Source organism: Streptomyces sp. R11 (assembly GCF_041051905.1).
GTDB lineage: Bacteria > Actinomycetota > Actinomycetes > Streptomycetales > Streptomycetaceae > Streptomyces.
The window spans coordinates 1,513,164-1,534,437 of sequence record NZ_CP163432.1 but is presented as its reverse complement, the minus strand read 5'-3'; the positions used below and the strand labels follow the sequence as shown (position 1 = coordinate 1,534,437).

Sequence of the window (21,274 nt, the reverse complement as noted above, 5' to 3'; positions counted from 1 at the left end):
CTGCTCGTACATTCTGTCGTCATCGACAGCCCCGGAGTCCGTGCCCCGATGTGGCAGGAGGACCCGGGAAGTGTTCACCGGAATCGTCGAAGAGCTGGGCCAGGTCACGGCCGTCGAGACCCTCGACGACGCCTGTCGCTTCCGACTGCGTGGCCCCGTCGTCACCGAAGGCGCGAAGCACGGCGACTCCATCGCCGTCAACGGCGTCTGCCTCACGGTCGTCGACCACGAGGGCGACGAGTTCACCGCCGACGTCATGGCCGAGACCCTCAACCGCTCCAGCCTCGGCGCCCTCACCGTCGGCTCCCGCGTCAACCTCGAACGCCCCACCGCCGTGGGTGACCGCCTCAGCGGCCACATCGTGCAGGGCCACGTCGACGGCACCGGCGAGGTGCTGGACCGCAAGCCCTCCGAGCACTGGGAGATCGTGAAGATCTCGCTCCCCGCGGACCTCTCCCGGTACGTCGTCGAGAAGGGCTCCATCACCGTCGACGGCATCAGCCTCACCGTGGTCGACGCCGGACCCGACTACTTCACCGTCAGCCTCATCCCCACCACCCTCGACCTGACCACGCTCGGCCTCAAGCAGCCCGGCGACCCGGTCAACCTCGAGGTCGACGTCATCGCCAAGTACGTCGAGCGGATGCTGGGCGACCGGGTCTCCCCGGACCGGGTCTCCTCCGAAGGGGCGACGGCCAAGTGAACTCGCTGAACTCCGAGGCCTTCACCCTCTTCGGCCAGCACATCCTCTGGTCGGACATGGTCGGCAACCTCTTCGGCCTGGCCGCCCTCGCCCTCGGCTGGCGGCGCTCCATCTGGACCTGGCCCGTGCAGTTCCTGGCCGGCCTGATCCTCTTCGGCGCCTTCTACGGCCACCTCACCGGCAGCGCCGGCAAGCAGGCAGTCGTCATGCTCGTCGCCCTGTTCGGCTGGTGGCAGTGGCAGCGCGGCAAGGGACAGGGCGAGGACGGCCACATCGCCGTACGGTTCGCCACCTGGCGCGAGCGCGGGGCGATGGTCGCCGCGGCCGCCGCCGGCACCGTCGCGGTGGCGCTGCTCTTCAAGGCGTACCCGACCCTGTCCTGGGACCCCTGGCCCGACGCCTACATATTCGTCGGCACCATCGTCGCCATGTACGCGCAGGCGCGCGGCATGGTCGAGTTCTGGTTCGCCTGGCTGCTCGTCGACCTGGTCGGCGTGCCCCTGAACTTCGCCAACGGCTACGCCTTCTCCGGCTTCGTCTACGTCATCTACGGCGCACTCGTCCTGTGGGGCATGCGCGACTGGTGGCTGCGCTCCCGCAAGGATGCGCGGCCCGTCCTGGAAGGAGCGCCGGCATGACCACGGCACCGACCCTGTACCGCACCGAGGACATCGAGCACCTCACTCTCGACCCCGTCGAGCAGGCCATCGCCGACATCGCGGCCGGCCGCCCGGTCGTGGTCGTCGACGACGAGGACCGGGAGAACGAGGGCGACCTCGTCATCGCCGCCGAGCACGCGACCCCCGAGATCGTCGCCTTCATGATGAGCGAGTGCCGCGGCCTGATCTGCGCCCCCATGGAGCCCGAGGAGCTGGACCGGCTGGGCCTGCCGCAGATGGTCGAGGACAACACCGAGTCGATGAAGACCGCGTTCACGGTCTCCGTGGACGCCTCGGGCGCGCACGGCGTGACCACGGGCATCTCGGCCTCCGACCGGTCGACCACGCTGCAGCTCCTCGCGAGCGGCAAGGCGGAGCCCTCGGACCTCGTCCGCCCCGGCCACATCTTCCCGTTGCGCGCCAGGCCCGGCGGCGTCCTCGTCCGCAACGGCCACACCGAGGCCGCCGTCGACCTCGCCCGGCTCGCGGGGCTGCGCCCGGCCGGCGCCATCGTCGAGATCGCCGGCGAGGACGGCGAGATGCTGCGGCTGCCCGAGCTGATCCCGTTCGCCCGCAAGCACGGCCTGACGATCATCTCCATCGAGGACCTCATCGCCCACCTCCGCGGCGCCGAGCTGCCGAAGCCGGCCGAGCAGGAGCCGACCCGGGCCGAGCGGCGACCGGCCCGCTCCGAACGACCGGCCGCGGCCGAGCCCACCGTCCGCCGCGAGGCCGAGGTCCACCTGCCCACCGCCCACGGCACCTTCACGGCGTACGGCTACCGCTCCACCGTCGACGGCGTCGAGCACGTCGCCCTCGTCCACGGCGAGATCGGCGACGGCGAGGACGTCGTCGTCCGCGTCCACTCCGAATGCCTCACCGGCGACGTCTTCCACTCGCTGCGCTGCGACTGCGGCCCCCAACTGGAGGCGGCCCTGGAGCGCATCCAGGCCGAGGGCCGGGGCATCGTCGTCTACCTGCGCGGACACGAGGGCCGGGGCATCGGCCTGATGTCCAAGCTGCGCGCCTACGAACTCCAGGAGCGCGGCCGCGACACCCTCGACGCCAACCTCGAACTCGGCCTGCCCGCCGACGCACGCGACTACGGCGCCGGGGCGCAGATCCTGGCCGACCTCGGCGTGCGCAGCGTGCGCCTGCTGACCAACAACCCCGACAAGTCGGACGCGCTCCTCGGTCACGGCCTCAAGGTCACCGAGCGGGAGCCGATGCCCGTACAGGCGGGCGAGCACAACCTGACGTACCTGCGCACCAAGCGCGACCGGATGGGACACGACCTGCCCTGGCTGGACCCGGCACCCGTGGCCCCCCTGACCACCTGCACCAACCAGTAAGAGCACACCGAGGAGACCTGAGAACGTGAGCGGCAAGGGCGCACCCGAACTGTCCGTACGCAATGTGGGCGACCTGCGGGTCGCGGTCATCGCGGCGCAGTGGCACGAGAAGGTGATGGACGGTCTGGTGGACGGCGCCCTGCGCGCCCTGCACGACCTGGGCATCGACGAGCCGACCCTGCTGAGGGTCCCCGGCAGCTGGGAACTCCCGGTGGTCGCCAAGGTCCTCGCGGGCCGCGGCTACGACGCGATCGTCGCCCTCGGCGTCGTCATCCGCGGCGGCACCCCCCACTTCGAGTACGTGTGCCAAGGCGTGACCCAGGGCCTGACGCAGGTGTCCGTCGAGACCGGCGTCCCGGTCGGCTTCGGCGTGCTGACCTGCGACACCGAGGAACAGGCCCTGGACCGTGCGGGCATCGAGGGGTCCAACGAGGACAAGGGGCACGAGGCGGTGACGGCGGCCGTGGCGACGGCGGCGACCCTGCGCTCAGTATCTGAACCCTGGCGCTGACGAAAGGCACATGTGGCATAGGCTGAGCGTCACCATGTCCAATAAGACGTTCGAGGAGCTCTTCACCGAGCTCCAGCACAAGGCAGCCCACGGCGACCCCGCCACTTCCCGCACCGCCGAGCTGGTCGGCAAGGGCGTCCATGCCATCGGCAAGAAGGTCGTCGAGGAGGCCGCCGAGGTCTGGATGGCCGCCGAGTACGAGGGCAAGGAAGCGGCCGCCGAGGAGATCTCGCAGCTGCTGTACCACGTCCAGGTGATGATGGTCGCCCGCGGCATCTCCCTGGACGACGTCTACGCCCACCTCTGAGCACCACCACCCCCGCACTCCGTAAGAGCGAACGAAGGAAGCCGACCTCATGCTGCGCATCGCCGTCCCCAACAAGGGTTCCCTGTCCGGCCCTGCGGCGGAGATGCTGCATGAGGCCGGCTACCAGCAGCGCCGCGAGTCCAAGGAACTGCGGATCGTCGACCCGGTGAACGAGGTCGAGTTCTTCTACCTGCGCCCGCGCGACATCGCGATCTACGTGTCCTCCGGCAAGCTCGACATCGGCATCACCGGCCGCGACCTGCTGATCGACTCCGACGCGGACGCCGAGGAGATCCTGCCGCTCGGCTTCGCCCGCTCCACCTTCCGCTTCGCCGCCAAGCCGGGCACGGCGCACGGCATCGAGGACCTCAAGGGCAAGACGGTCGCCACCTCCTACGAGGGCATCGTCGCCGGTCACCTGACCGAGCAGGGCATCGACGCCTCCGTCGTCCACCTCGACGGCGCTGTCGAGACCGCCATCGAACTCGGGGTCGCCGAGGTCATCGCCGACGTCGTCGAGACCGGCACCTCCCTGCGCAACGCGGGCCTGGAGGTCTTCGGCGAGCCCATCATGAAGTCCGAGGCCGTCGTGATCCGCCGCACCGGCGCGGACGCCGAGGAGTCCAAGGTGCAGCAGTTCCTGCGCCGTCTGCAGGGCGTCCTGGTCGCGCGGACGTACGTGATGATGGATTACGACTGCCGCGTCGAGCAGCTCGAGAAGGCCGTCGCCCTCACGCCGGGCCTGGAGTCCCCGACCGTGTCACCGCTGCACAACGAGGGCTGGGTCGCCGTCCGGGCGATGGTCCCGGCCAAGGAGGCCCAGCGGATCATGGACGACCTGTACGACATCGGGGCACGGGCCATCCTGACCACGGCCATCCACGCCTGCCGCCTCTGAGCCGAGGGGCCGTACACCGATGTCCTCCGAACTGCCCACCCTGCCCGTCACGTTCCGGCCGGGTCGCACCCGGGCCGTCCTGCTCACCGCCGGCACGGCGATCTTCGTCGTCATCACGGCGGTCGCGCTGCTGCTGGAGAAGCTCGGCCCGGGGGAGCGGCTCAGCTTCATCTTCACCGGCGCGCTGATGTTCGGCGTGCTGGCCATGCTGGCGCGCGTGAAGGTCGTCGCCGACGAGTCCGGCGTCACCGTGGTGAACATCGCCACCAGGCGTCGTCTGGAGTGGGCCGAGATCGTTCAGGTGAACCTGCGCCCCGGCGACCCCTGGGTGTTCCTCAACCTCAGCGACGGCACCAGCCTGCCCGCACTCGGCATCCAGCCGGGCATCGCCAAGCAGCGCGCCATCGCCGACGCACGCACCCTGCGGACGCTCGCCGAGGCCCGCTCCATCAGGGATCCCGAGGAGCATCAGGGCTGAGACAGGCCCCAAGGGCTGACTCGGGGGCATTCCCCCTGCCGTAAATCGCGATGTCTTGATTAATCTGTTGGCGGAGGCGTTTCTGTGACGCCTCCGCCTTTGATGGTCCAACCGGCCTTCAGAGGTCCCCTGCTACCCGAGGAGTGATTCCCTCCAGCGATGGACGGATCGTCCTGTAGTACCTGCGCCGCCCCCTCCCGACATACCGGGGCGGCGGCATCATGAGCACCCCCTTGCTGCTTCTCGCAGCCGCCTTCCTCCTGATTCTCGCCAACGGCTTCTTCGTGGCCGCCGAGTTCGGCCTGGTCACGGTCGAGGCGACGGACGCCGAGAAGGCCGCCGCGGAAGGCGACCGACGGGCCCACCGGGTCGTCGAGTCGCTCAAGGAACTGTCCTTCCAGCTCTCCGGCACCCAGCTCGGCATCACCATCACCTCCCTGGTCGTCGGCATGCTCGCCGAACCGGCGCTCGCGGAGCTGCTGGGCGGCCCCTTCACCGCGATCGGCATCCCCGACGGCGCGGTGTCCGGGGTGGCCGTGGTCGTCGGCATGCTGCTGGCCTCGGCCGTGCAGATGGTGATCGGCGAGCTCGTGCCGAAGAACTGGGCGGTGTCCCGGCCGATGCAGGTCGCGCGCTTCGTCGCCGGCCCGCAGCACGCCTTCGCCCGGCTGTTCCGCCCGGTGATCGCCGGCCTGAACTCCGTCGCCAACCGTCTCGTCCGCGCGCTCGGCATCGAGCCCGCCGAGGAGCTGGCCTCCGCCCGCACGCCGGGGGAGCTGGTCTCCCTGGCCCGGCACTCCGCCCGGGCCGGCGCCCTGGAACAGGACACCGCCGACCTCTTCGTACGGACCCTGTCGCTCGCCGAACTCACCGCGCAGCACGTCATGACCCCGCGCGTGAAGGTCAGCGCGCTGCAGTCGTCGGCGACCGCCGAGGACGTGGTGAACCTGACCCGCGCCACCGGTCTGTCGCGCTTCCCGGTCTACCGGGAGAAGATCGACGAGATCGTCGGGATGGTCCATCTGAAGGACGCGCTGGCGATCCGTTCGAGTGATCGTCTGCGCACCCCGGTCGGCCGCATCGCCCGCCCGGCGCTGCTGGTCCCCGAGACCCTCCCGGTCCAGCCCCTCCTCGCCCAGCTGCGCAGCGAGCAGCCCATCGCGGTCGTCGTCGACGAGTACGGCGGCACGGCCGGGGTGGTCACGCTCGAGGACATCGTCGAGGAGATCGTCGGCGAGGTCCGCGACGAGCACGACGGCCAGGACCTGCCCGAACTCGCCGCCGCTCCGCCGGAGGACGGCCGCCCCGCCTGGGACGCCGACGGCAGCTGCCGCGTCGACATCCTCCTGCGCATAGGACTCGACGTGCCCGAGGGGCCGTACGAGACCGTCGCCGGACTGGTCGCCGACCTGCTGGGCCGGATCCCGGCCGTCGGGGACAAGGCGGAACTGCCGGGCTGGCGGCTGTCGGTGCGCCGGGTCGGCCACTACCGCGCCGAGCGCGTCCGGCTGGTCCGGACCGGTGCCGTGGTGGAGGTCGCCCGATGAGCGTGCTCCAACTCCTCTTCGCCGCGCTGCTCGTGCTCGCCAACGGATTCTTCGTCGGCGCCGAGTTCGCCCTCGTCTCGGTCCGCCGCAGCCAGATCGAACCGCTGGGCACGGCACGGGCCCGTCAGGTGCTGTACGGCCTGGAGCGGCTGCCGCAGATGATGGCGGCGGCCCAGTTCGGCATCACCGTCTGCTCACTGACGCTGGGCGCCGTCGCCGAGCCGACGGTGGCGCACCTGCTGACGCCGGTGTTCGAGTGGATCCACCTGCCGCACGGCCTGATCCATCCGCTCACCTACGTCATCGCGCTGGCTGCGGTGGTCTTCTTCCACCTGGTCATCGGCGAGATGCTGCCGAAGAACCTGGCGATGGCGGCGCCGGAGAAGGTCGCGCTGTGGCTCAGCCCCGGCCTGGTCTGGTTCGCCCGCTTCTGCAAGCCGATCACCGTGGCCCTCGGCGCCGTATCGCATGCCATCCTGCGGCTCTTCCGCGTCGATCCGAAGGACGAGGTCGAGGCGGTGTTCACCAGCGAGCAGCTCAACCGGCTCGTCGAGGACTCCGGCCAGGCGGGCCTGCTCGACCCCGAGGAGCAGGAACGTTTGGAGGATGCCCTGGAGCTGGGCTCCCGCCCGGTGACGGACGTCCTGCTGAAGCGTGAGTCCCTGGTGACCGTCAGCCCGTCGGTCACCCCCGGCCAGATCGTCGCGCTCACCGCCCGCACCGGGTACTCCCGCTTCCCGGTCGCGGCGGAGAACGGCGCCTTCATGGGCTACCTGCATGTGAAGGACGTACTCGACCTGGAGGAGTCGCAACGCGCGGTGCCGCAGCAGGTGTGGCATCCGATGGCGACACTGCGCTCCGAACTGCCTCTGGACGACGCCCTCACGGTCATGCGCCGCGCCGCGACCCACCTCGCCCAGGTGGCCGACGCGTCCGGCAAGGTGCTGGGGCTCGTCGCGCTGGAGGACGTACTGGAACTCCTGGTCGGCGAGGTACGGGACCCTGCGCACCGGGAGCTGCCCGAGGTGCGGGTGACTGCGCCGCGGGTGAACACCGGGGAGCCGGAAGAGGCAATGGCCGGCTGATCGCGCACCGGCTCGCGGGATCCGTCACATGGCCGACGGATCCTGCGGGCCCCTTCCCGACAGCACCTCGCCGTACGCCTGCATCAGATCCGGCAGCCGCAGCGTCGACAGGTCGTCCCTCGTCAACGCCCCCGGATAGGTCGACAACCGCAGATCCCGGTACGCGCAGCTCTTCTCGTACAGCGTCCGCAGGAACCGTCCATTGCCCAGCTCGTCGATCCACCCCTGGTCGACCACGTGCCCGGCGATGGACCGCAGCTCGTCCAGCGCCTCCTCGTCCCACACGTCCCCGTTCTCCGCGGCGAGCACCTCGCCGATCGAGGTCAGTTCGAGGGGACGGTACGAGGGGAAGTCGACGCGGGTCGTGAAGCGCGAGGACAGACCGGGGTTCGCGGCCAGCAGCCGGTCCATGCCCTCGGGATAGCCGGCGAGGATCACCACCAGGTGGTCCCGGTTGTCCTCGGCCCGCTTCAGGAGCACCTGGAGGGCCTCGTCGCCGTACGCGTCGCCCTTGCCGTAGCCGGAGTTGGAGAGGGAGTAGGCCTCGTCGACGAAGAGCACCCCGCCGAGCGCGGAGTCGATGAGTTCATTGGCCTTCACGGCGGTCTGGCCCAGGTACTCGCCGACCAGATCGGCGCGCTGGGCCTCCACGAGATGGTCGCCGCCGAGGAGCCCGAGGGCGTAGAAGACGCGGCCCAGAATCCGGGCGACCGTGGTCTTGCCGGTGCCGGAGGGGCCGGAGAAGACGAAGTGCCGTTTGGGCGGCTGCACCGGCAGGCCCTGCCCGGTGCGCAGCCGGGCCATGTTCAACTGGGCGGACAGCGCCTTGACCTGGCGCTTGACGGGCTCCAGCCCGACCATGCGCTCGAGCTCGGCGAGCGCCTCCTCGAGTAACTGGGGGTCGGTGGGCCCGGCGGGCAGCTGATGCGGCGGTACGGCCGTCTTCTCGCGCACCGCCGGGTCGCCCACCGACGGCAGTGGACCGGTCGGCGGCAGATCGGGGTCCGACAGTTTCAGGTCCCGTCCCTCCATGCCGAAGAGCGGGTCGAGCCCGTCGCCCAGGTCCTGCCCGATCCCGGTGAGGGTGATCGCCGCGAGGTCGGCCGGGTCGTCGTATCCGTCGCCCTCGGCGATGGCCGCGAGCCGGGCCGAGGTGTCCATGAAGGCGGGGTCGACGCGGTGCACGGCACGGTAGAGCGGGAGGGCCGCGGCGGACCGGCCCGTGCCCTCGTGCGCCCGGGCCAGCCAATACCGAAGTTCCTTGCGCTGCGGCTGCTCGCTGCGGCACCGCATCAGCGCGGCCGACAGCAGCGGTTCGGCCTGCCCGTACATCTCCAGCCGGACCCGCGCCATGCCGCCGAACAGGCCCGCCTCGATGCCGAGCATCGTGTCGTCGAGCAGTGGGTCGGTGTGCCGGACCAGCTGGTCCCAGTCCTTGACCAGATAGGCGCGGCAGGCGTGCAGGAAGCGGACCTGGTGATCGGTGTCCACGGGCGGGAGCCCGGCCAGCGCCCGGTCCAGCTCCGGGACGTGCCGCCCGTCCAGCCAGTGCGAGGCGTGCGCCAGCAGCAGATCGCGCGGGCTCTCCAGCACCGGCTGCACCCACCAGCCCAGCCAGTACCAGGAGTTGATGGTCCGCCGATGCCGCGCGCGCTGTTCCCCGAAGCGGTCCCGGTGCCGGAACATCCGCAGCAGCGCGGTCGTCGTGTCGACGCGCAGCGCGTGCAGGCCGAGCCAGCCGTCGGCCATCCCGGGATCGATCCGGACCGCGGTGCGGAACTCCTCCTCCGCCTGCGGATAGGCCCCCATCGTGTAGGCATCCACGCCTCGCAACCAGGCGAGGTCGGCCGGGGCCTCGGGGCCCCGCGTGCCGAAGTCCATCACGTCCCCCACAAACCGTGCCCCCGTCGGTTGGCCGACCGCTCGTCCGTCGGCCGCCGTGGTCGAACCGCCGTGCCGCAGACCGGAGTTGCAACGGTGCGCAGAGCAGCCGTCCGTAGGTCGCACCGATGGCATCGTACCTGCGAGGGTGTCGCCCGCCCCAGGGTGCCGCACCGGCCGTTTGTCTGGGTGGGAGCAGATCGGGCGGAGCGCCCTCGGTGACCGAGGGTGAGCGAATCGCGCCTCTCGGCGCCCGAAAAGTAGGGTGAGGGCAGAACGAAGCCCCCGATCACGGGGGAACAACCGGGGGCTTCGCGTCTGCGGGCGGCCTCGAATGACCGCACATTGAGAACGTAAGTCCTGTACGGCCCCCGGGTCAAGCAGAGTTGAGGCACTCCGCGAACTTGCTCCGGAGGGCTCTTCACAAGTTCAGCACATTGCCAATGGGTCGTCACCCTGTGTGATGACGTGGTCCGGTCCATTGGTCTCGGCAGGCCCAGGAATCACCTCATATCCCTTCCCGCACTGCCGCACCAGAAGGTCGGCGAAGGGCCTGGACGGGTCCTCGGCGAAGTGTTTTCGCTCCGCCCCGACCCACCCGTCCCAGAACTCCCGCTGCTCCTCCCCGTCCCGCGCGCGGCCCCGCGCCCAGGACTCCTCGCGCGGCACCTCCATCCACAGCAGCTGGGCGAGATACGGGCGCAGGGCGCGGCGGCCGGCGCCGACACCCTCGACGAGCATCACCGGAGCGGGTGGCAGCGCGCGGGGCGGTCCGAAGCGGCGGGCCCGCCAGTCGTAGGGCGTGCAGTGGGCGGTCCCGCCCTGCGCGAGCGGTTCGATGACCTGGGTCAGCAGCCGCTCGGTCCACTCGAACAGCTCGTCGTGGCTCGCGATGTCGTCGAGGCGCAACACCGGGGCGTCACCCAGTGCCCGGGCCAACTGCCCGGCGAACGTGGACTTTCCGGAGCCGGCGTGCCCGTCGACGCCGATCAGGCGGACCGGGCCGCAGGACGGGGGGAGACGGCGGAGCCGGGTGGCGAGGTCGTGAATCGTTTTTCCTGAAGTGAGACGGGGTGGTGGGCATATTTCGTTGGAACATTCTAGTAGCGGGTGAAAGCGGATGCAGAGACGGGATGAGAAAAGGTGTCGCTTTGAACTAGCCGCCGGATGTCCGCAATGCCGCCGAAAAACTCAAGCCACCACAGTGAAATCTGCGTTCCGGTTGAGCCGCACGCTGAGTAAGGTGCCTGGTGTGCAACTGTGAGGCGCCGCAACGGGGATGGGCTGGGACAGATGGCCGCGGGGTTATTCGAAGGGCAGTATGTGTGGCATCCGGCTGCCGACGACCGCGTGCTCGCGAGCGTATGCGTCGATGTCCGGGCCGGGCGATATCTGAGCGCCGGCGACGCCCTGGCCGAAACTCGCGGTGACTTCGCCCTGCGGGCCCATCGCTCTCTCGTGCTCGCCTCGGAGGCCGCCGACTCCGATCTCGTCGAGCGCTGGCTCGCCGAGGAACCCGGACCCGAGGCGGCGCTGCTGTGGGCGCGGGTGGCGGTGCTGCGGGCGCTGCGCGCGGCCGACGCGCGTGACTCGCGCACCGAGGCGCTGGAGCGGATAGCGCTGGCCGCATGCGACCGGGCCGCGACGGCGGACCCCGCCGATCCCACGCCCTGGGTGGCCAAGCTGGCCATGGCCCGGCTGCACCGGCTGCGCGACCGGGCGCCGCGCGGGCTGCTCACCGCCCCGCCCGGGCCGTGGCGCCTGTTCGCGCACATCCTCTCCATCGACCCCTGGCACCGCGAGGCCCACCACCGCTTTCTGGCCTGCTTCTTCACCCGGTACGGCGGCTCCGTGACCGCCGCCTGGGACGTCGCCGCCTTCCTCGGCCAGCGGGCGCCCGCCGACTCGCCGCTGCGCCTGCTGCCGCTGGTCGCCCTGGTGGAGTGCTACAACCCGACCCAGCTGCTCGCCGACCGGGTCTGGGAGCAGCCGCAGTGGCGTACGACCGCTCTGGCGATCCATCACAACTGGCTGCCCACGGTCACCGACTACTCCTTCACGCCGGTCCTCGACCTGGCCTACCTCGCGCATGCCCTGGTCATGGCCCGGCACGAGGAGGAGGCACGCGAGGCGTTCACGGCGATGGGGCCGTACGCCTCGCGCATGCCCTGGTCCGCCTTCGGTGACCCGGCCGAGCAGCTGTCCCGGGCGCGCCGCGTCTGCGGCCTGCCCGTGCCGGGCGCCTGACGGACCACAACCCCCCACCAAGAGAAAGGTCCGACCCCGTGTCAGAACGGATGACGGCCCCGCGTGCCCGAGTGCGCGGGGGAGCCGATCCGAGCGCGCTCGACGACGACGCGACCCTGCATGCGATGGGTTATCCGAGAAAACTCACCCGCCGCTTTCAGGCGTTCGACAATTTCGCCATCTCATTCACCATCATCAACATAATCTCGGGAATCTTCTCGGGATTCGGATTCGGTCTGAACGCGGGCGGTCCGAGCGTACTCGTATTCGGCTGGATCGGCGTCTCCGTCATGGTGCTCTTCGTGGGAGCAGCAATGGCGGAAGTCGCCTCCGCTTATCCGACGAGCGGTGCGCTGTATTTCTCCGCCGGAAAGCTCGCCAAACGGCACAAGGGCGCCTGGTCGTGGTACACCGGCTGGCTGAACTTCGTGGGCCAGGTCGGCGGCACGGCCGCCACCGGGTACGCCGCCGCGACCTTCATCCAGGCGTTCATCGCCCTGCAGTGGCCCTCCTACGAGCCGTCGGGCCACCGGACGGTGCTGATCACAGCCCTGATCATCGTGCTGCAGGGGCTGGCCAACACCTACACCGTGCACCTGGTGGCCGTGCTGAACCGGATCTCGGTGTGGTGGCTGCTGATCGGGCTCGTCGTCATCGTGAGCGCTTTGATCGTCATGCCCGATCACCATCAGTCGGCTTCGTTCGTCACGCATTTCGCGAACAACACCGGTTTCACGAGCGCCCTTTACGGCGGCATGCTCGGTCTGCTGGTCACGAGCTGGACCTTCACCGGCTTCGACGGCAGCTTCCACATGTCCGAGGAAACCGTCCGCGCGACGGTCAATGCGCCGCGGGGGATCACGCGGGCGATCGCATACTCCGCGATAGCGGGACTGCTGCTGATGCTCGCATTGGTCTACAGCATTCGTGACTACGACCGTGTGGCGAGCGCCGACGCACCGCCCGTGCAGATCCTGATCGACGGGCTCGGAGTGGGCACCGCCAAGGTGCTGCTGCTGATCGTGATCGGCGCGATGCTCTTCTGCGGCCTCGCCAACCTCACCAGCAACACCCGGCAGATCTTCGCCTTCTCCCGGGACGGCGCGATGCCCGGCTCCCGCTGGTGGCACTCGGTCTCGCCGCGCACCCGCACCCCCGTCAAGGCGGTGTGGCTCGCGGTCGCCTGCTCGCTGGCGCTCGTGCTGCCCGGCTGGTGGTCGCACACGGCGTTCACCGCCATCGTCAGCGTCAACGTCGTCGGACTCTTCCTCGCGTATGCCGTCCCGATCCTGCTCCGGCTGCGCCTCGGTGACGAGTTCCAGCCGGGGCCGTGGCACCTGGGCCGCTGGGGACGGCCGGTCGGGGTGGTCGCGGTGACCTGGATCCTGCTCAGCAGCGTCCTGTTCATGCTGCCGCACGCCTCGCCGGTCACCGCCGACACCTTCAACTACGCACCGGTCGCGCTGGCCGGCGTCCTGGCCGTGGCCACGGTGTGGTGGTTCGCCTCGGCCCGCCGCCGCTTCCACGGCCCGGTCAGCTATGGCCGCCCCGACGAGGTCGCCGCAATGGACCTCGTCTGACGATTCGTCACCCCTTCCCGGCGTACGCCGCCGCAGTGGCGTACGCCGGGACCACAGCTCGTCCACCCCACCTCGCGCGCAGGGCGGTTGGTGGCAGGCAGCCGGCCTCGATCCGTGCCACTGGTCGACACCAATATTGGTGGGGCGCGCCAGGCGCCAAGTGCTGGCAGATGAAGGCACCCGCGGTCATAGTTGGCGGACAAACGTGCACCGGACCCGCCCGACTCGGACACCTGGGGGTTCTTCCGCCCATGAGCAGAGCCGAACAGCCGTCCCGCAGAATCGTTCTGGCCGCCGCGGTCGCCGCAGCCGTCACCGGCAGCGCCGGCTCCGCGGTGGCCGACGTCCGCCCCGAGGCCAAGGACCCCGCCTCCGCCCCGGCCCGCACCGTCGACAACCGGTTCTGGACCTCGTACGCCGACTGGCACAGCGGCGCAGCCCGGGGCACTCGGGCCATCGCCGGCGCCCGCCCCGGCATCGTGATCGCCAAGGCCGCCGGCACCACCGACTACACGGACCCGCACACCGGCAAAACCGCCCGCTGGGAGTACGCGACCTGGACGTCCCCCGTCCACCGGCTCACCGTCCCCGCGACCGAGGCGATCGCCTCCTGGAACGCGCACACCCCCGACGGCAGCTGGCTCGGGATCGAACTGCAGGGGACGTACTCGGACGGCACCGCCACCCCCTGGTACGTGCTGGGCCGCTGGGCCGCCGGCGACCAGGACATCCGGCGGACCTCGGTCGACGACCAGAGCGACGACAAGAGCAGCGTCTGGACGGACACGTTCGCCATCGACGACCCGGCTACCGGGCTGCGCCTGGCCTCCTACCGGCTGCGGCTGACCCTTTACCGCAAGCCCGGCACGAAGATCACCCCCAAGGTCTGGCGGGTCGGCGCGATGGGCTCCGACGTCCCCGACCGCTTCACCGTCCCGGCCTCCACGCCGGGCCGCGCCCGGGAGCTGACCGTCCCGCGCTACTCGCAGGAGACCCACGTCGGTCAGTACCCCGAGTACGACAACGGCGGCGAGGCCTGGTGCAGCCCCACCTCCTCACAGATGATCGTCGAGTACTGGGGCGGCCGGCTCACCCAGGAGCAGCTGGCCTGGGTCGACCCGGCGTTCGCCGACCCGCAGGTCTGCCACGCGGCCCGGTTCACGTTCGACTACCAGTACGACGGCTGCGGGAACTGGCCGTTCAACGCCGCCTACGCGGCCACCTTCAAGGACATGCAGGGCGTCGTCACCCGGCTCCGCTCGCTCACCGACCTGGAGAGGCTGATCGCGGCCGGCATCCCGGCCATAACGTCCCAGTCCTTCCTGAAGGAGGAGCTGACCGGGGCCGGGTACGGCACGGCCGGGCATCTGATGACCGTCATCGGCTTCACCGCCGACGGCGACGTGATCGCCAACGACCCGAACTCGCCGAGCAACGAGGCGGTGCGACGCGTCTACAAGAGGCGCGAGTGGGAGAACATCTGGCTGCGGACCAAGCGGTACAACGCCGACGGCAAGGTCGTCTCCGGCACCGGCGGCGTGTGCTACCTCTACTTCCCGGCGCGTCCGACCCCGAGCCAGCGCGCGGCGCTCGCGGCGGTGGGGGTGCGCTGAGCGGGTTTGTGCTGTGAGCAACCTCTCTGCCGCATTTGCCGTTCGCGGTGGCAGGGTGGGCGTATGACCGCGCACTCAGCCACCGCCACCCGCGTCCGTACCGGCGGCCCCAAGGAAGACGGCCCGAAGATCCTCGAGCACGTCATGGGCTGGACCCTTGTCGTGGTCGTCGCGATGCTGGTCACGCAGCTCGGTCTGCTGTGACTTGACACACACAGGCATCTTTGGCCGGACATTTACCGACTCTGCTGTAGAGCGGCTTCATCAAAGTCGATCAGACTCGAACGAGCAGCTGGTGTGCCTCTGCCATACTGCGGATGTCCCGCCGCCCGTTGGATAACAGGGTCGAAATTGAATATCAGTCAGCAGCGCGACTCGGCCCGCCCCCGGGCCCGCGGCACCGAGCGCTCGATGGCGCGCCGTGCCGAACTCATCGTCATCGGGCGGAAGCTGTTTGCCGACACGTCGTACGACGCGCTCTCCATGGACGACATCGCCCGGCAGGCCCATGTCGCCAAGGGGCTCATCTACTACTACTTCCAGTCCAAGCGCGGCTACTACCTCGCGATCATCCAGGACTCCGTTGCCGACCTGGTCACCTTCGCCGCGAGCGGCCTCGAACTGCCGCCGGTGGACCGCGTCCACCGCACCATCGACAGCTACCTCCGCTACGCCGAGCACAACCAGGCCGCCTACCGCACCATCGTCAGCGGTGGCGTCGGCTTCGACACCGAGGTGCACGCCATCCGGGACGGCGTGCGCGAGGCGATCGTGGCGACCCTGTCCGAGGGGGCTTACGGCCGTACCGACATCGCTCCGCTGGCCCGGATGGGCCTGCTCGCCTGGGTGTGCAGCGTCGAAGGCGCCACTCTCGACTGGATCGACCGCCCCGGGCTGCCTCGCGACACCATGCGCGAACTGCTGGTGAAGACCCTCGGCGGCGCCATGCGCGCCATCGAGGAGATGGACCCCGGCTACCCCGCGCCGGAGCCGGCCCGCCGCGACGCCTGATCCGGCCGCGCCCACGACAAGGGGCGGAGGTCTCGTGGTCCTCCGCCCCTGGCCCCCCGTGCGACCGGCTAGTTGATCGCCTTGATCAGCTCACCGCCCGTCGTGTCCCCGCTCAGCTCCCAGAAGAACGTCCCGCCCAGCCCCTGCTGGTTCTTGTACGCCATCTTCGTCGCGATGGTCGCGGGGGTGTCGTAACTCCACCAGTTGCTCCCGCACTTGGCATACGCGGTGCCGCCCACCGTGCCGGTCGCCGGGCACTTGGTCTTGAGGACCTTGTAGTCCTCGATGCCCGCCTCGTAGGTGCCGGCGGCCGCCCCGGTCGCCGTGCCGCCGGGCGCCGACTGCGTGACGCCCGTCCAGCCGCGGCCGTAGAAGCCGATGCCGAGCAGCAGCTTGGACGACGGGATGCCGAGGGCCTTGAGCTTGGCGATGGTCGCCGAGGTGTGGAAGCCGGCCTTCGGGATGCCGGCGTAGGAGTTCAGCGCGGAGTGCGGAGCCGTCGGACCGGTCGCGTCCCAGGCCCCGAAGAAGTCGTACGTCATCGGGTTGTACCAGTCGACGTACTGCGCCGCGCCCGCGTAGTTCGCCGCGTCGATCTTGCCGCCGCTCGTGGCGTCGGCCGTGATCGCCGCGGTGACCAGGTTGCCGGAGCCGAACTTGCCGCGCACCGCAGACATCAGGTTCTTGAAGGCCTCCCGTCCGCTGGTGTCACAGGTGGCGCCGCAGGCGTTCGGGTACTCCCAGTCGATGTCGATGCCGTCGAAGACGTCGGCCCACTTGGAGTTCTCGACGAGGTCGTAGCAGGACTGCGCGAAGGCGGCGGGGTTGCGGGCCGCCTCGCCGAAGCCGTTCGACCAGGTCCAGCCGCCGAAGGACCACAGGACCTTGAGGCCCGGGTGCTTCTTCTTGAGCTCGCGCAGCTGGTTGAAGTTGCCGCGCAGCGGCTGATCCCAGGTGTCGGCGACGCCGTCCACGGACTCGGCCGCGGTGTAGGTGCGTTCGGTCGCGGCGTAGTTGTCGCCCATCGCGCACTTGCCGCCGGTGACATTGCCGAACGCGTAGTTGATGTGGGTCAGCTTGGCCGCGGAGCCGGACGTCTCGATGTTCTTGACGTAGTACTTGCGGTCGTACGTGCCCCATTCGGTGAAGTAGCCGACGACCTTGGATCCGGCGGCCAGTCTCGGTGCCGAGGGGGCGGGTTCGGCCGTGGCGGCGCCGGCGCCGGCGAGCAGCCCGGCGCCGAGGACGGCCGCGCACGCGGCGGACACGAGCGCCCGGAACCGGACGCGGGGGCGGTGCGAAGTGAGCATCGGGGTGTCTCCTCCGTGGGGGAGAGGGGAGCTGGGCCGCTTGGCATGAACGCGATGATGTGAACCGCTCCGCCAAGGTAGGAGGACTAGACCAGTACGTCAATGGTTCGGACCAATTTCGGTGCCGCGGATAACTTGCTGGATACTTCTTGGAGTGAGCGGTCGTTAACTGGTGACCGAGTGCCTCCGATCGGGCATACTCACAGGGCACAGCCGCTGGTCAGCAGCTTTCGAGACCCGGAAATTGCGAGCATCGGACCGGCACCAGTGAGACCCGGCGGAGCCGCCACACCCAAGGCGTACGTCCGCCGACGTGCCCGACAGGGAGGATCGTCGACATGCCCGACCGCGCCCCGCAGCCGGTGGACCGTCAACTGCCCACGGACGAGGCCCGGGATCTGATCTCGCTCGTCCGCGACATCGCGCAGCGCGAGATCGCCCCGAAGGCGGCCGAGGAGGAGGACGCCGGACGCTTCCCGCGCGAGGTCTTCACCCTGCTCTCGGAATCGGGACTGCTCGGCCTGCCCTACGACGTCGAGTACGGCGGCGGCGACCAACCCTACGAGGTCTACCTACAGGTCCTCGAGGAACTCGCCGCGGCCCGTCTCACCGTCGGCCTCGGTGCCAGCGTGCACACCCTGGCCTCCTACTCCCTGGCCGCCTACGGCACCAAGCAGCAGCAGGTCGAGCACCTGCCCGCGATGCTCGGCGGCGGACTGCTCGGCGCGTACTGCCTGTCGGAACCGGCGTCGGGCTCGGACGCGGCCTCCCTGCGCACCAAGGCGGTGCGCGACGGCGACGACTGGGTGATCACCGGGTCCAAGGCCTGGATCACGCACGGCGGCATCGCCGACTTCTACACGGTCCTGGCGCGCACCGGCGAGGACGGCCCGCGCGGCATCACGGCCTTCCTCGTGCCCGGCGACGCGGAGGGGCTGAGCGCGGCGGCGCCCGAGAAGAAGATGGGGATGAAGGGCTCGCCCACGGCCCAGGTCCACTTCGACGGGGTCCGGGTCGGCGACGAGCGGCGCATCGGCGACGAGGGCCAGGGCTTCGCGATCGCCCTGTCCGCGCTGGACTCCGGACGGCTCGGCATCGCGGCCTGCGCGATCGGCGTGGCCCAGGCTGCGCTCGACGAGGCGGTGGCGTACGCGACCGAGCGACGGCAGTTCGGCAAGCCGATCGCCGACTTCCAGGGCCTGCGGTTCATGATCGCCGACATGGCGACGCAGATCGAGGCGGGACGCGCGCTGTACCTGGCGGCGGCGCGGCTGCGCGACGCGGGCCGGCCGTTCGCCAAGCAGGCGGCCATGGCCAAGCTGCACTGCACCGACACGGCGATGAAGGTCACCACCGACGCCGTCCAGATCCTCGGCGGGTACGGCTACACCGCGGACTTCCCGGCCGAGCGTTACATGCGCGAGGCCAAGGTCCTGCAGATCGTCGAGGGCACCAACCAGATTCAGCGGATGGTCATCGCCCGTCACCTAGCAGGTCCTGAGGAACGCTGAACTGACCACGCTTGACCTGCGGCGCCGCGAGCCGGATCCACTCCGGGTCGTGGTGCCCGGGCAGGGTGCGGCCACGGTCGGCCCAGGTGCGCATCAACTCGCGGTAGATGGGCGGATCCGGCTGCTGCGGAGGCGCCGGCGCAAGCGTTCCTGCGGGCCGCGGAACGAAGATGCGGCGCTGCGGTCCGGTCGCCGAATAGGTGGGGGGCATACCAGGGCAACGCGGAGGTGGGCGGACAAGTCACCGCTCGCCGAAATCGGGCGTGAGTTCACGGACGTCCGGCTCACTCTCTGGCCACGTAGGGCTGTCTGACGTACCGTCAGCCCAGCCGCCGCCAGGGAGGTCAGCCATGGCCGACGACCACCGCCCCGTACCGCTCGACGAGTACCCGGTGCACCAGGTGCCGCTGTCCATGAGGTACGTCGCGACCAGCGACCGCAACGCCTACGACCGCTGCATCTTCCACGTCCTCGACCACGAGGGACGTGCCCTGCTCATCCTCGGCCTCGGGGTCTACCCGAACGCCGGTGTGATCGATGCCTACGCGACCCTGCGGGTGGGTGACACGCTGCACGCGGTGCGGGCCTCGGACGCCCTCGGCGAGGACCGGATGCGGCTCGCTGTCGGACCGCTGCGCATCGAGGTCGCGGAGCCCCTGCGACGCCTGCGACTGACGTGCGACGACGACGAGTTGTCGTACGACATCACCTGGACCGCCGACTTCCCGGCCCTCTGGGAACCGCACCACCTCCAGCGCCGTGGCGACCGGCTCACCCTCGAAGGGCGCCGCTTCGTGCAGGCGGGCGGCGTGCAGGGTGTCGTGCGCGCGGGGGGTGCCCAGTTCCGCGTCACGCCCACCGAGTGGACCGGCACCCGCGACCGCAGCTGGGGTGTGCGCCCCATGCCCGGCGAGGAGGGCGGGCGGTTCGCCGAGGAGCACCCGACGGAGGGCTTCCACTGGATCTGGTGCCCGGTGCGCTTCGAGGACCGGTTCCTGATGGTGATCGTCCAGGAGGACGCCGACGGGCATCGCTCGCTGAGCGAGGCGACGATGGTCCGCCCCGGCCACCGCGACCGCCAACTGGGCTGGCCCCAGGCCGAGATCGGCTACCGCTCGGGCACCCGCCATCCGGAACGCGCCCTCATCCACCTCGGCGACATCCGCAAGCCGCAGGAGCTCGAGGTGGAGGTCCTGGCCTCCTCCCCGCTCGCCGTCGGCGCCGGCTACCCGCCCGCGGACGACTGGCAGCACGGCATGTGGCGCGGGCGCGGATGGACCGACCGGCGCACCTACGACCTCGCCGAGCCCCACCCGTTGGCCGCGTACGGCGTCATCGACCACGCAGCGCGCTTCCGGCTGGACGGCCGGGTCGGCCACGGCATCTTCGAGCACGGCTCGTTCGGACGCCACGACCCGAGCGGGTTCGCGGACTTCAAGTCGGTTGCACCGTAGGGGGTTTGCAGCATGGCAGCCACGGCACCCCGGCCCCGCCCGCGCACCACCACCCGCGATCCGGAGGAGATCACCCGCCGTCTCACGGCGTGGCTCGGCACCCGACTGCCGGGGGCCAAGGCGGTCGGCGTCACGGCCCCCGAGTCCAACGGCATGTCCAGCGAGACCCTGCTCTTCGACATCGAGCACCCCGAAACACCGGTGTGCGCCTGCGCGTTGCGGCTCGCGGCGGACCCGGCGGCGTACACCGTCTTCCCGGTGTACGACATGCCGCGCCAGTACCGGACCTTGCGCGTCGTCGCCGAGCACACGGATCTGCCCGTGCCGAGGGCGCTGTGGCTGGAGGAGGACCCCGGCCCGCTGGGGGCGCCCTTCTTCGTCATGGAGCGCGTCGCAGGGCGCGTGCCGCCGGACGTCATGCCGTACACCTACGAGGGCAACTGGCTGCACGCCGCGAGCGACGAGGAGCGCGAGGGTCTGGAAGGGGCCACCATCGGGCTGCTGGCCCGGCTGCACGACCAAGTCCCGCCGAAGGACGCCGAGTTCCTCACCCTCCCGGGCGAGGGTGACGCACTGCGGCGGCATGTCACGGCCCAACGCGCTTACTACGAATGGGTGGTTGACGGACTCGCCCGCTCACCCCTCATCGAGGACGCCTTCGACCGCCTGGAGGAGCTCTGGCCGAGCGATCCGGGCGCACCCGTGCTCAACTGGGGCGACGCGCGCATCGGGAACGTCATCTACGACGGTTTCGAGCCCGCCGCCGTGCTCGACTGGGAGATGGCGGCACTCGCCCCGCGCGAAGTCGACCTCGGCTGGACCGTCTATCTGCACCGCTTCTTCCAGGACCTGACGGTCGCCTTCGGACAGCGCGGTCTGCCCGATTTCCTGCGCCGCGACCGCGTAGAGGCCCGCTACGCCGACCTCACCGGTCACACGCCACGCGACATGGACTTCCACACGCTGTACGCCGCCCTGCGGCACGCCGTCGTCATGCTGCGGATCGCCTACCGCCAGGCCTACTTCGGCGAAGTCGCCGTCCCGGCGGACCCGGACACACTGATCCTGCACCACGGCAGCCTGCGAGCCATGGTGCAGGGCAGCTACTGGAATTGAGCGATGCGGCG

Annotated in this window: 20 protein-coding genes; 17 read left to right on the top strand and 3 right to left on the bottom strand. The window is 70.2% G+C overall.

Annotated elements, in window-relative coordinates; genetic code table 11:
• Positions 1-70 precede the first annotated feature (70 nt).
• The 9 genes from AB5J55_RS06960 (at position 71) to AB5J55_RS06920 (ending at position 7,540) form a co-directional block, all read left to right on the top strand.
• The gene (locus tag AB5J55_RS06960) at positions 71-703 is read left to right on the top strand and encodes a riboflavin synthase (RefSeq protein WP_369269816.1); all 633 of its coding nucleotides are present in this window, start codon (positions 71-73) and stop codon (positions 701-703) included.
• A complete protein-coding gene (locus AB5J55_RS06955; protein WP_369269815.1) occupies positions 700-1,341 on the top strand; it encodes a nicotinamide riboside transporter PnuC in 642 nt (213 codons plus the stop codon). The genes AB5J55_RS06960 and AB5J55_RS06955 overlap by 4 nt, the downstream gene beginning before the upstream one ends.
• Positions 1,338-2,714, top strand: a complete 1,377-nt coding sequence (locus AB5J55_RS06950; RefSeq protein WP_369269814.1) for a bifunctional 3,4-dihydroxy-2-butanone-4-phosphate synthase/GTP cyclohydrolase II — start codon at positions 1,338-1,340, stop codon at positions 2,712-2,714. The genes AB5J55_RS06955 and AB5J55_RS06950 overlap by 4 nt, the downstream gene beginning before the upstream one ends.
• A gap of 25 nt (positions 2,715-2,739) precedes the next feature.
• The gene (gene ribH, locus AB5J55_RS06945; protein WP_003988915.1) at positions 2,740-3,225 is read left to right on the top strand and encodes a 6,7-dimethyl-8-ribityllumazine synthase; all 486 of its coding nucleotides are present in this window, start codon (positions 2,740-2,742) and stop codon (positions 3,223-3,225) included.
• A gap of 34 nt (positions 3,226-3,259) precedes the next feature.
• A complete protein-coding gene (locus AB5J55_RS06940) occupies positions 3,260-3,532 on the top strand; it encodes a phosphoribosyl-ATP diphosphatase (protein ID WP_030946750.1) in 273 nt (90 codons plus the stop codon).
• A gap of 49 nt (positions 3,533-3,581) precedes the next feature.
• The gene (gene hisG / locus AB5J55_RS06935; RefSeq protein ID WP_369269813.1) at positions 3,582-4,430 is read left to right on the top strand and encodes an ATP phosphoribosyltransferase; all 849 of its coding nucleotides are present in this window, start codon (positions 3,582-3,584) and stop codon (positions 4,428-4,430) included.
• 19 nt (positions 4,431-4,449) lie between these two features.
• Positions 4,450-4,908 (top strand): PH domain-containing protein, encoded by a 459-nt coding sequence (locus tag AB5J55_RS06930; protein WP_369269812.1) that lies wholly within the window; start codon positions 4,450-4,452, stop codon positions 4,906-4,908.
• 221 nt (positions 4,909-5,129) lie between these two features.
• A complete protein-coding gene (locus AB5J55_RS06925; RefSeq protein WP_369269811.1) occupies positions 5,130-6,455 on the top strand; it encodes a hemolysin family protein in 1,326 nt (441 codons plus the stop codon).
• Positions 6,452-7,540 (top strand): hemolysin family protein, encoded by a 1,089-nt coding sequence (locus tag AB5J55_RS06920; RefSeq protein WP_369269810.1) that lies wholly within the window; start codon positions 6,452-6,454, stop codon positions 7,538-7,540. Before AB5J55_RS06925 ends, AB5J55_RS06920 begins: the two co-directional genes overlap by 4 nt.
• Before the next feature lie 24 nt (positions 7,541-7,564).
• Here the strand turns inward: AB5J55_RS06920 and AB5J55_RS06915 are convergent, their stop codons facing one another.
• Both AB5J55_RS06915 and AB5J55_RS06910 read right to left on the bottom strand, forming a co-directional pair.
• Complete coding sequence (locus AB5J55_RS06915; RefSeq protein WP_369269809.1) at positions 7,565-9,421, bottom strand: AAA family ATPase; 1,857 nt, start codon at positions 9,419-9,421, stop codon at positions 7,565-7,567.
• Positions 9,422-9,850: 429 nt separating this feature from the next.
• Positions 9,851-10,471 (bottom strand): uridine kinase, encoded by a 621-nt coding sequence (locus AB5J55_RS06910; RefSeq protein WP_369276115.1) that lies wholly within the window; start codon positions 10,469-10,471, stop codon positions 9,851-9,853.
• A gap of 243 nt (positions 10,472-10,714) precedes the next feature.
• Between AB5J55_RS06910 and AB5J55_RS06905 the strand changes: the two genes are divergently transcribed.
• The 5 genes from AB5J55_RS06905 to AB5J55_RS06885 all read left to right on the top strand — a co-directional run bounded on the left by AB5J55_RS06905 (position 10,715) and on the right by AB5J55_RS06885 (position 15,872).
• The gene (locus AB5J55_RS06905; RefSeq protein WP_369269808.1) at positions 10,715-11,668 is read left to right on the top strand and encodes a hypothetical protein; all 954 of its coding nucleotides are present in this window, start codon (positions 10,715-10,717) and stop codon (positions 11,666-11,668) included.
• A gap of 38 nt (positions 11,669-11,706) precedes the next feature.
• Complete coding sequence (locus AB5J55_RS06900; protein ID WP_369269807.1) at positions 11,707-13,248, top strand: amino acid permease; 1,542 nt, start codon at positions 11,707-11,709, stop codon at positions 13,246-13,248.
• Positions 13,249-13,499: 251 nt separating this feature from the next.
• Positions 13,500-14,861, top strand: a complete 1,362-nt coding sequence (locus tag AB5J55_RS06895; protein ID WP_369269806.1) for a peptidase C39 family protein — start codon at positions 13,500-13,502, stop codon at positions 14,859-14,861.
• Between the two features lie 63 nt (positions 14,862-14,924).
• Entirely contained in the window at positions 14,925-15,065 is a 141-nt protein-coding gene (locus AB5J55_RS06890) for an SCO1431 family membrane protein (RefSeq protein ID WP_328429045.1), read from the top strand.
• Positions 15,066-15,212: 147 nt separating this feature from the next.
• Positions 15,213-15,872: a TetR/AcrR family transcriptional regulator gene (locus tag AB5J55_RS06885; protein ID WP_369269805.1), complete on the top strand. Its 660-nt coding sequence runs from the start codon at positions 15,213-15,215 to the stop codon at positions 15,870-15,872.
• Between the two features lie 68 nt (positions 15,873-15,940).
• On the opposite strand, the gene AB5J55_RS06880 is transcribed toward AB5J55_RS06885, so the two are convergent.
• On the bottom strand, positions 15,941-17,182 hold the full coding sequence (locus AB5J55_RS06880; protein ID WP_369269804.1) for a glycoside hydrolase family 18 protein: 1,242 nt from the start codon (positions 17,180-17,182) through the stop codon (positions 15,941-15,943).
• Positions 17,183-17,520: 338 nt separating this feature from the next.
• On the opposite strand from AB5J55_RS06880, the gene AB5J55_RS06875 reads away from it, so the two are divergent.
• The 3 genes from AB5J55_RS06875 to AB5J55_RS06865 all read left to right on the top strand — a co-directional run bounded on the left by AB5J55_RS06875 (position 17,521) and on the right by AB5J55_RS06865 (position 21,263).
• On the top strand, positions 17,521-18,693 hold the full coding sequence (locus AB5J55_RS06875) for an acyl-CoA dehydrogenase family protein (protein WP_369269803.1): 1,173 nt from the start codon (positions 17,521-17,523) through the stop codon (positions 18,691-18,693).
• A 350-nt stretch (positions 18,694-19,043) separates the two neighbouring features.
• Complete coding sequence (locus AB5J55_RS06870) at positions 19,044-20,147, top strand: hypothetical protein (protein ID WP_369269802.1); 1,104 nt, start codon at positions 19,044-19,046, stop codon at positions 20,145-20,147.
• Positions 20,148-20,159: 12 nt separating this feature from the next.
• A complete protein-coding gene (locus AB5J55_RS06865) occupies positions 20,160-21,263 on the top strand; it encodes a phosphotransferase family protein (RefSeq protein ID WP_369269801.1) in 1,104 nt (367 codons plus the stop codon).
• The last annotated feature ends 11 nt before the right edge of the window (positions 21,264-21,274 follow it).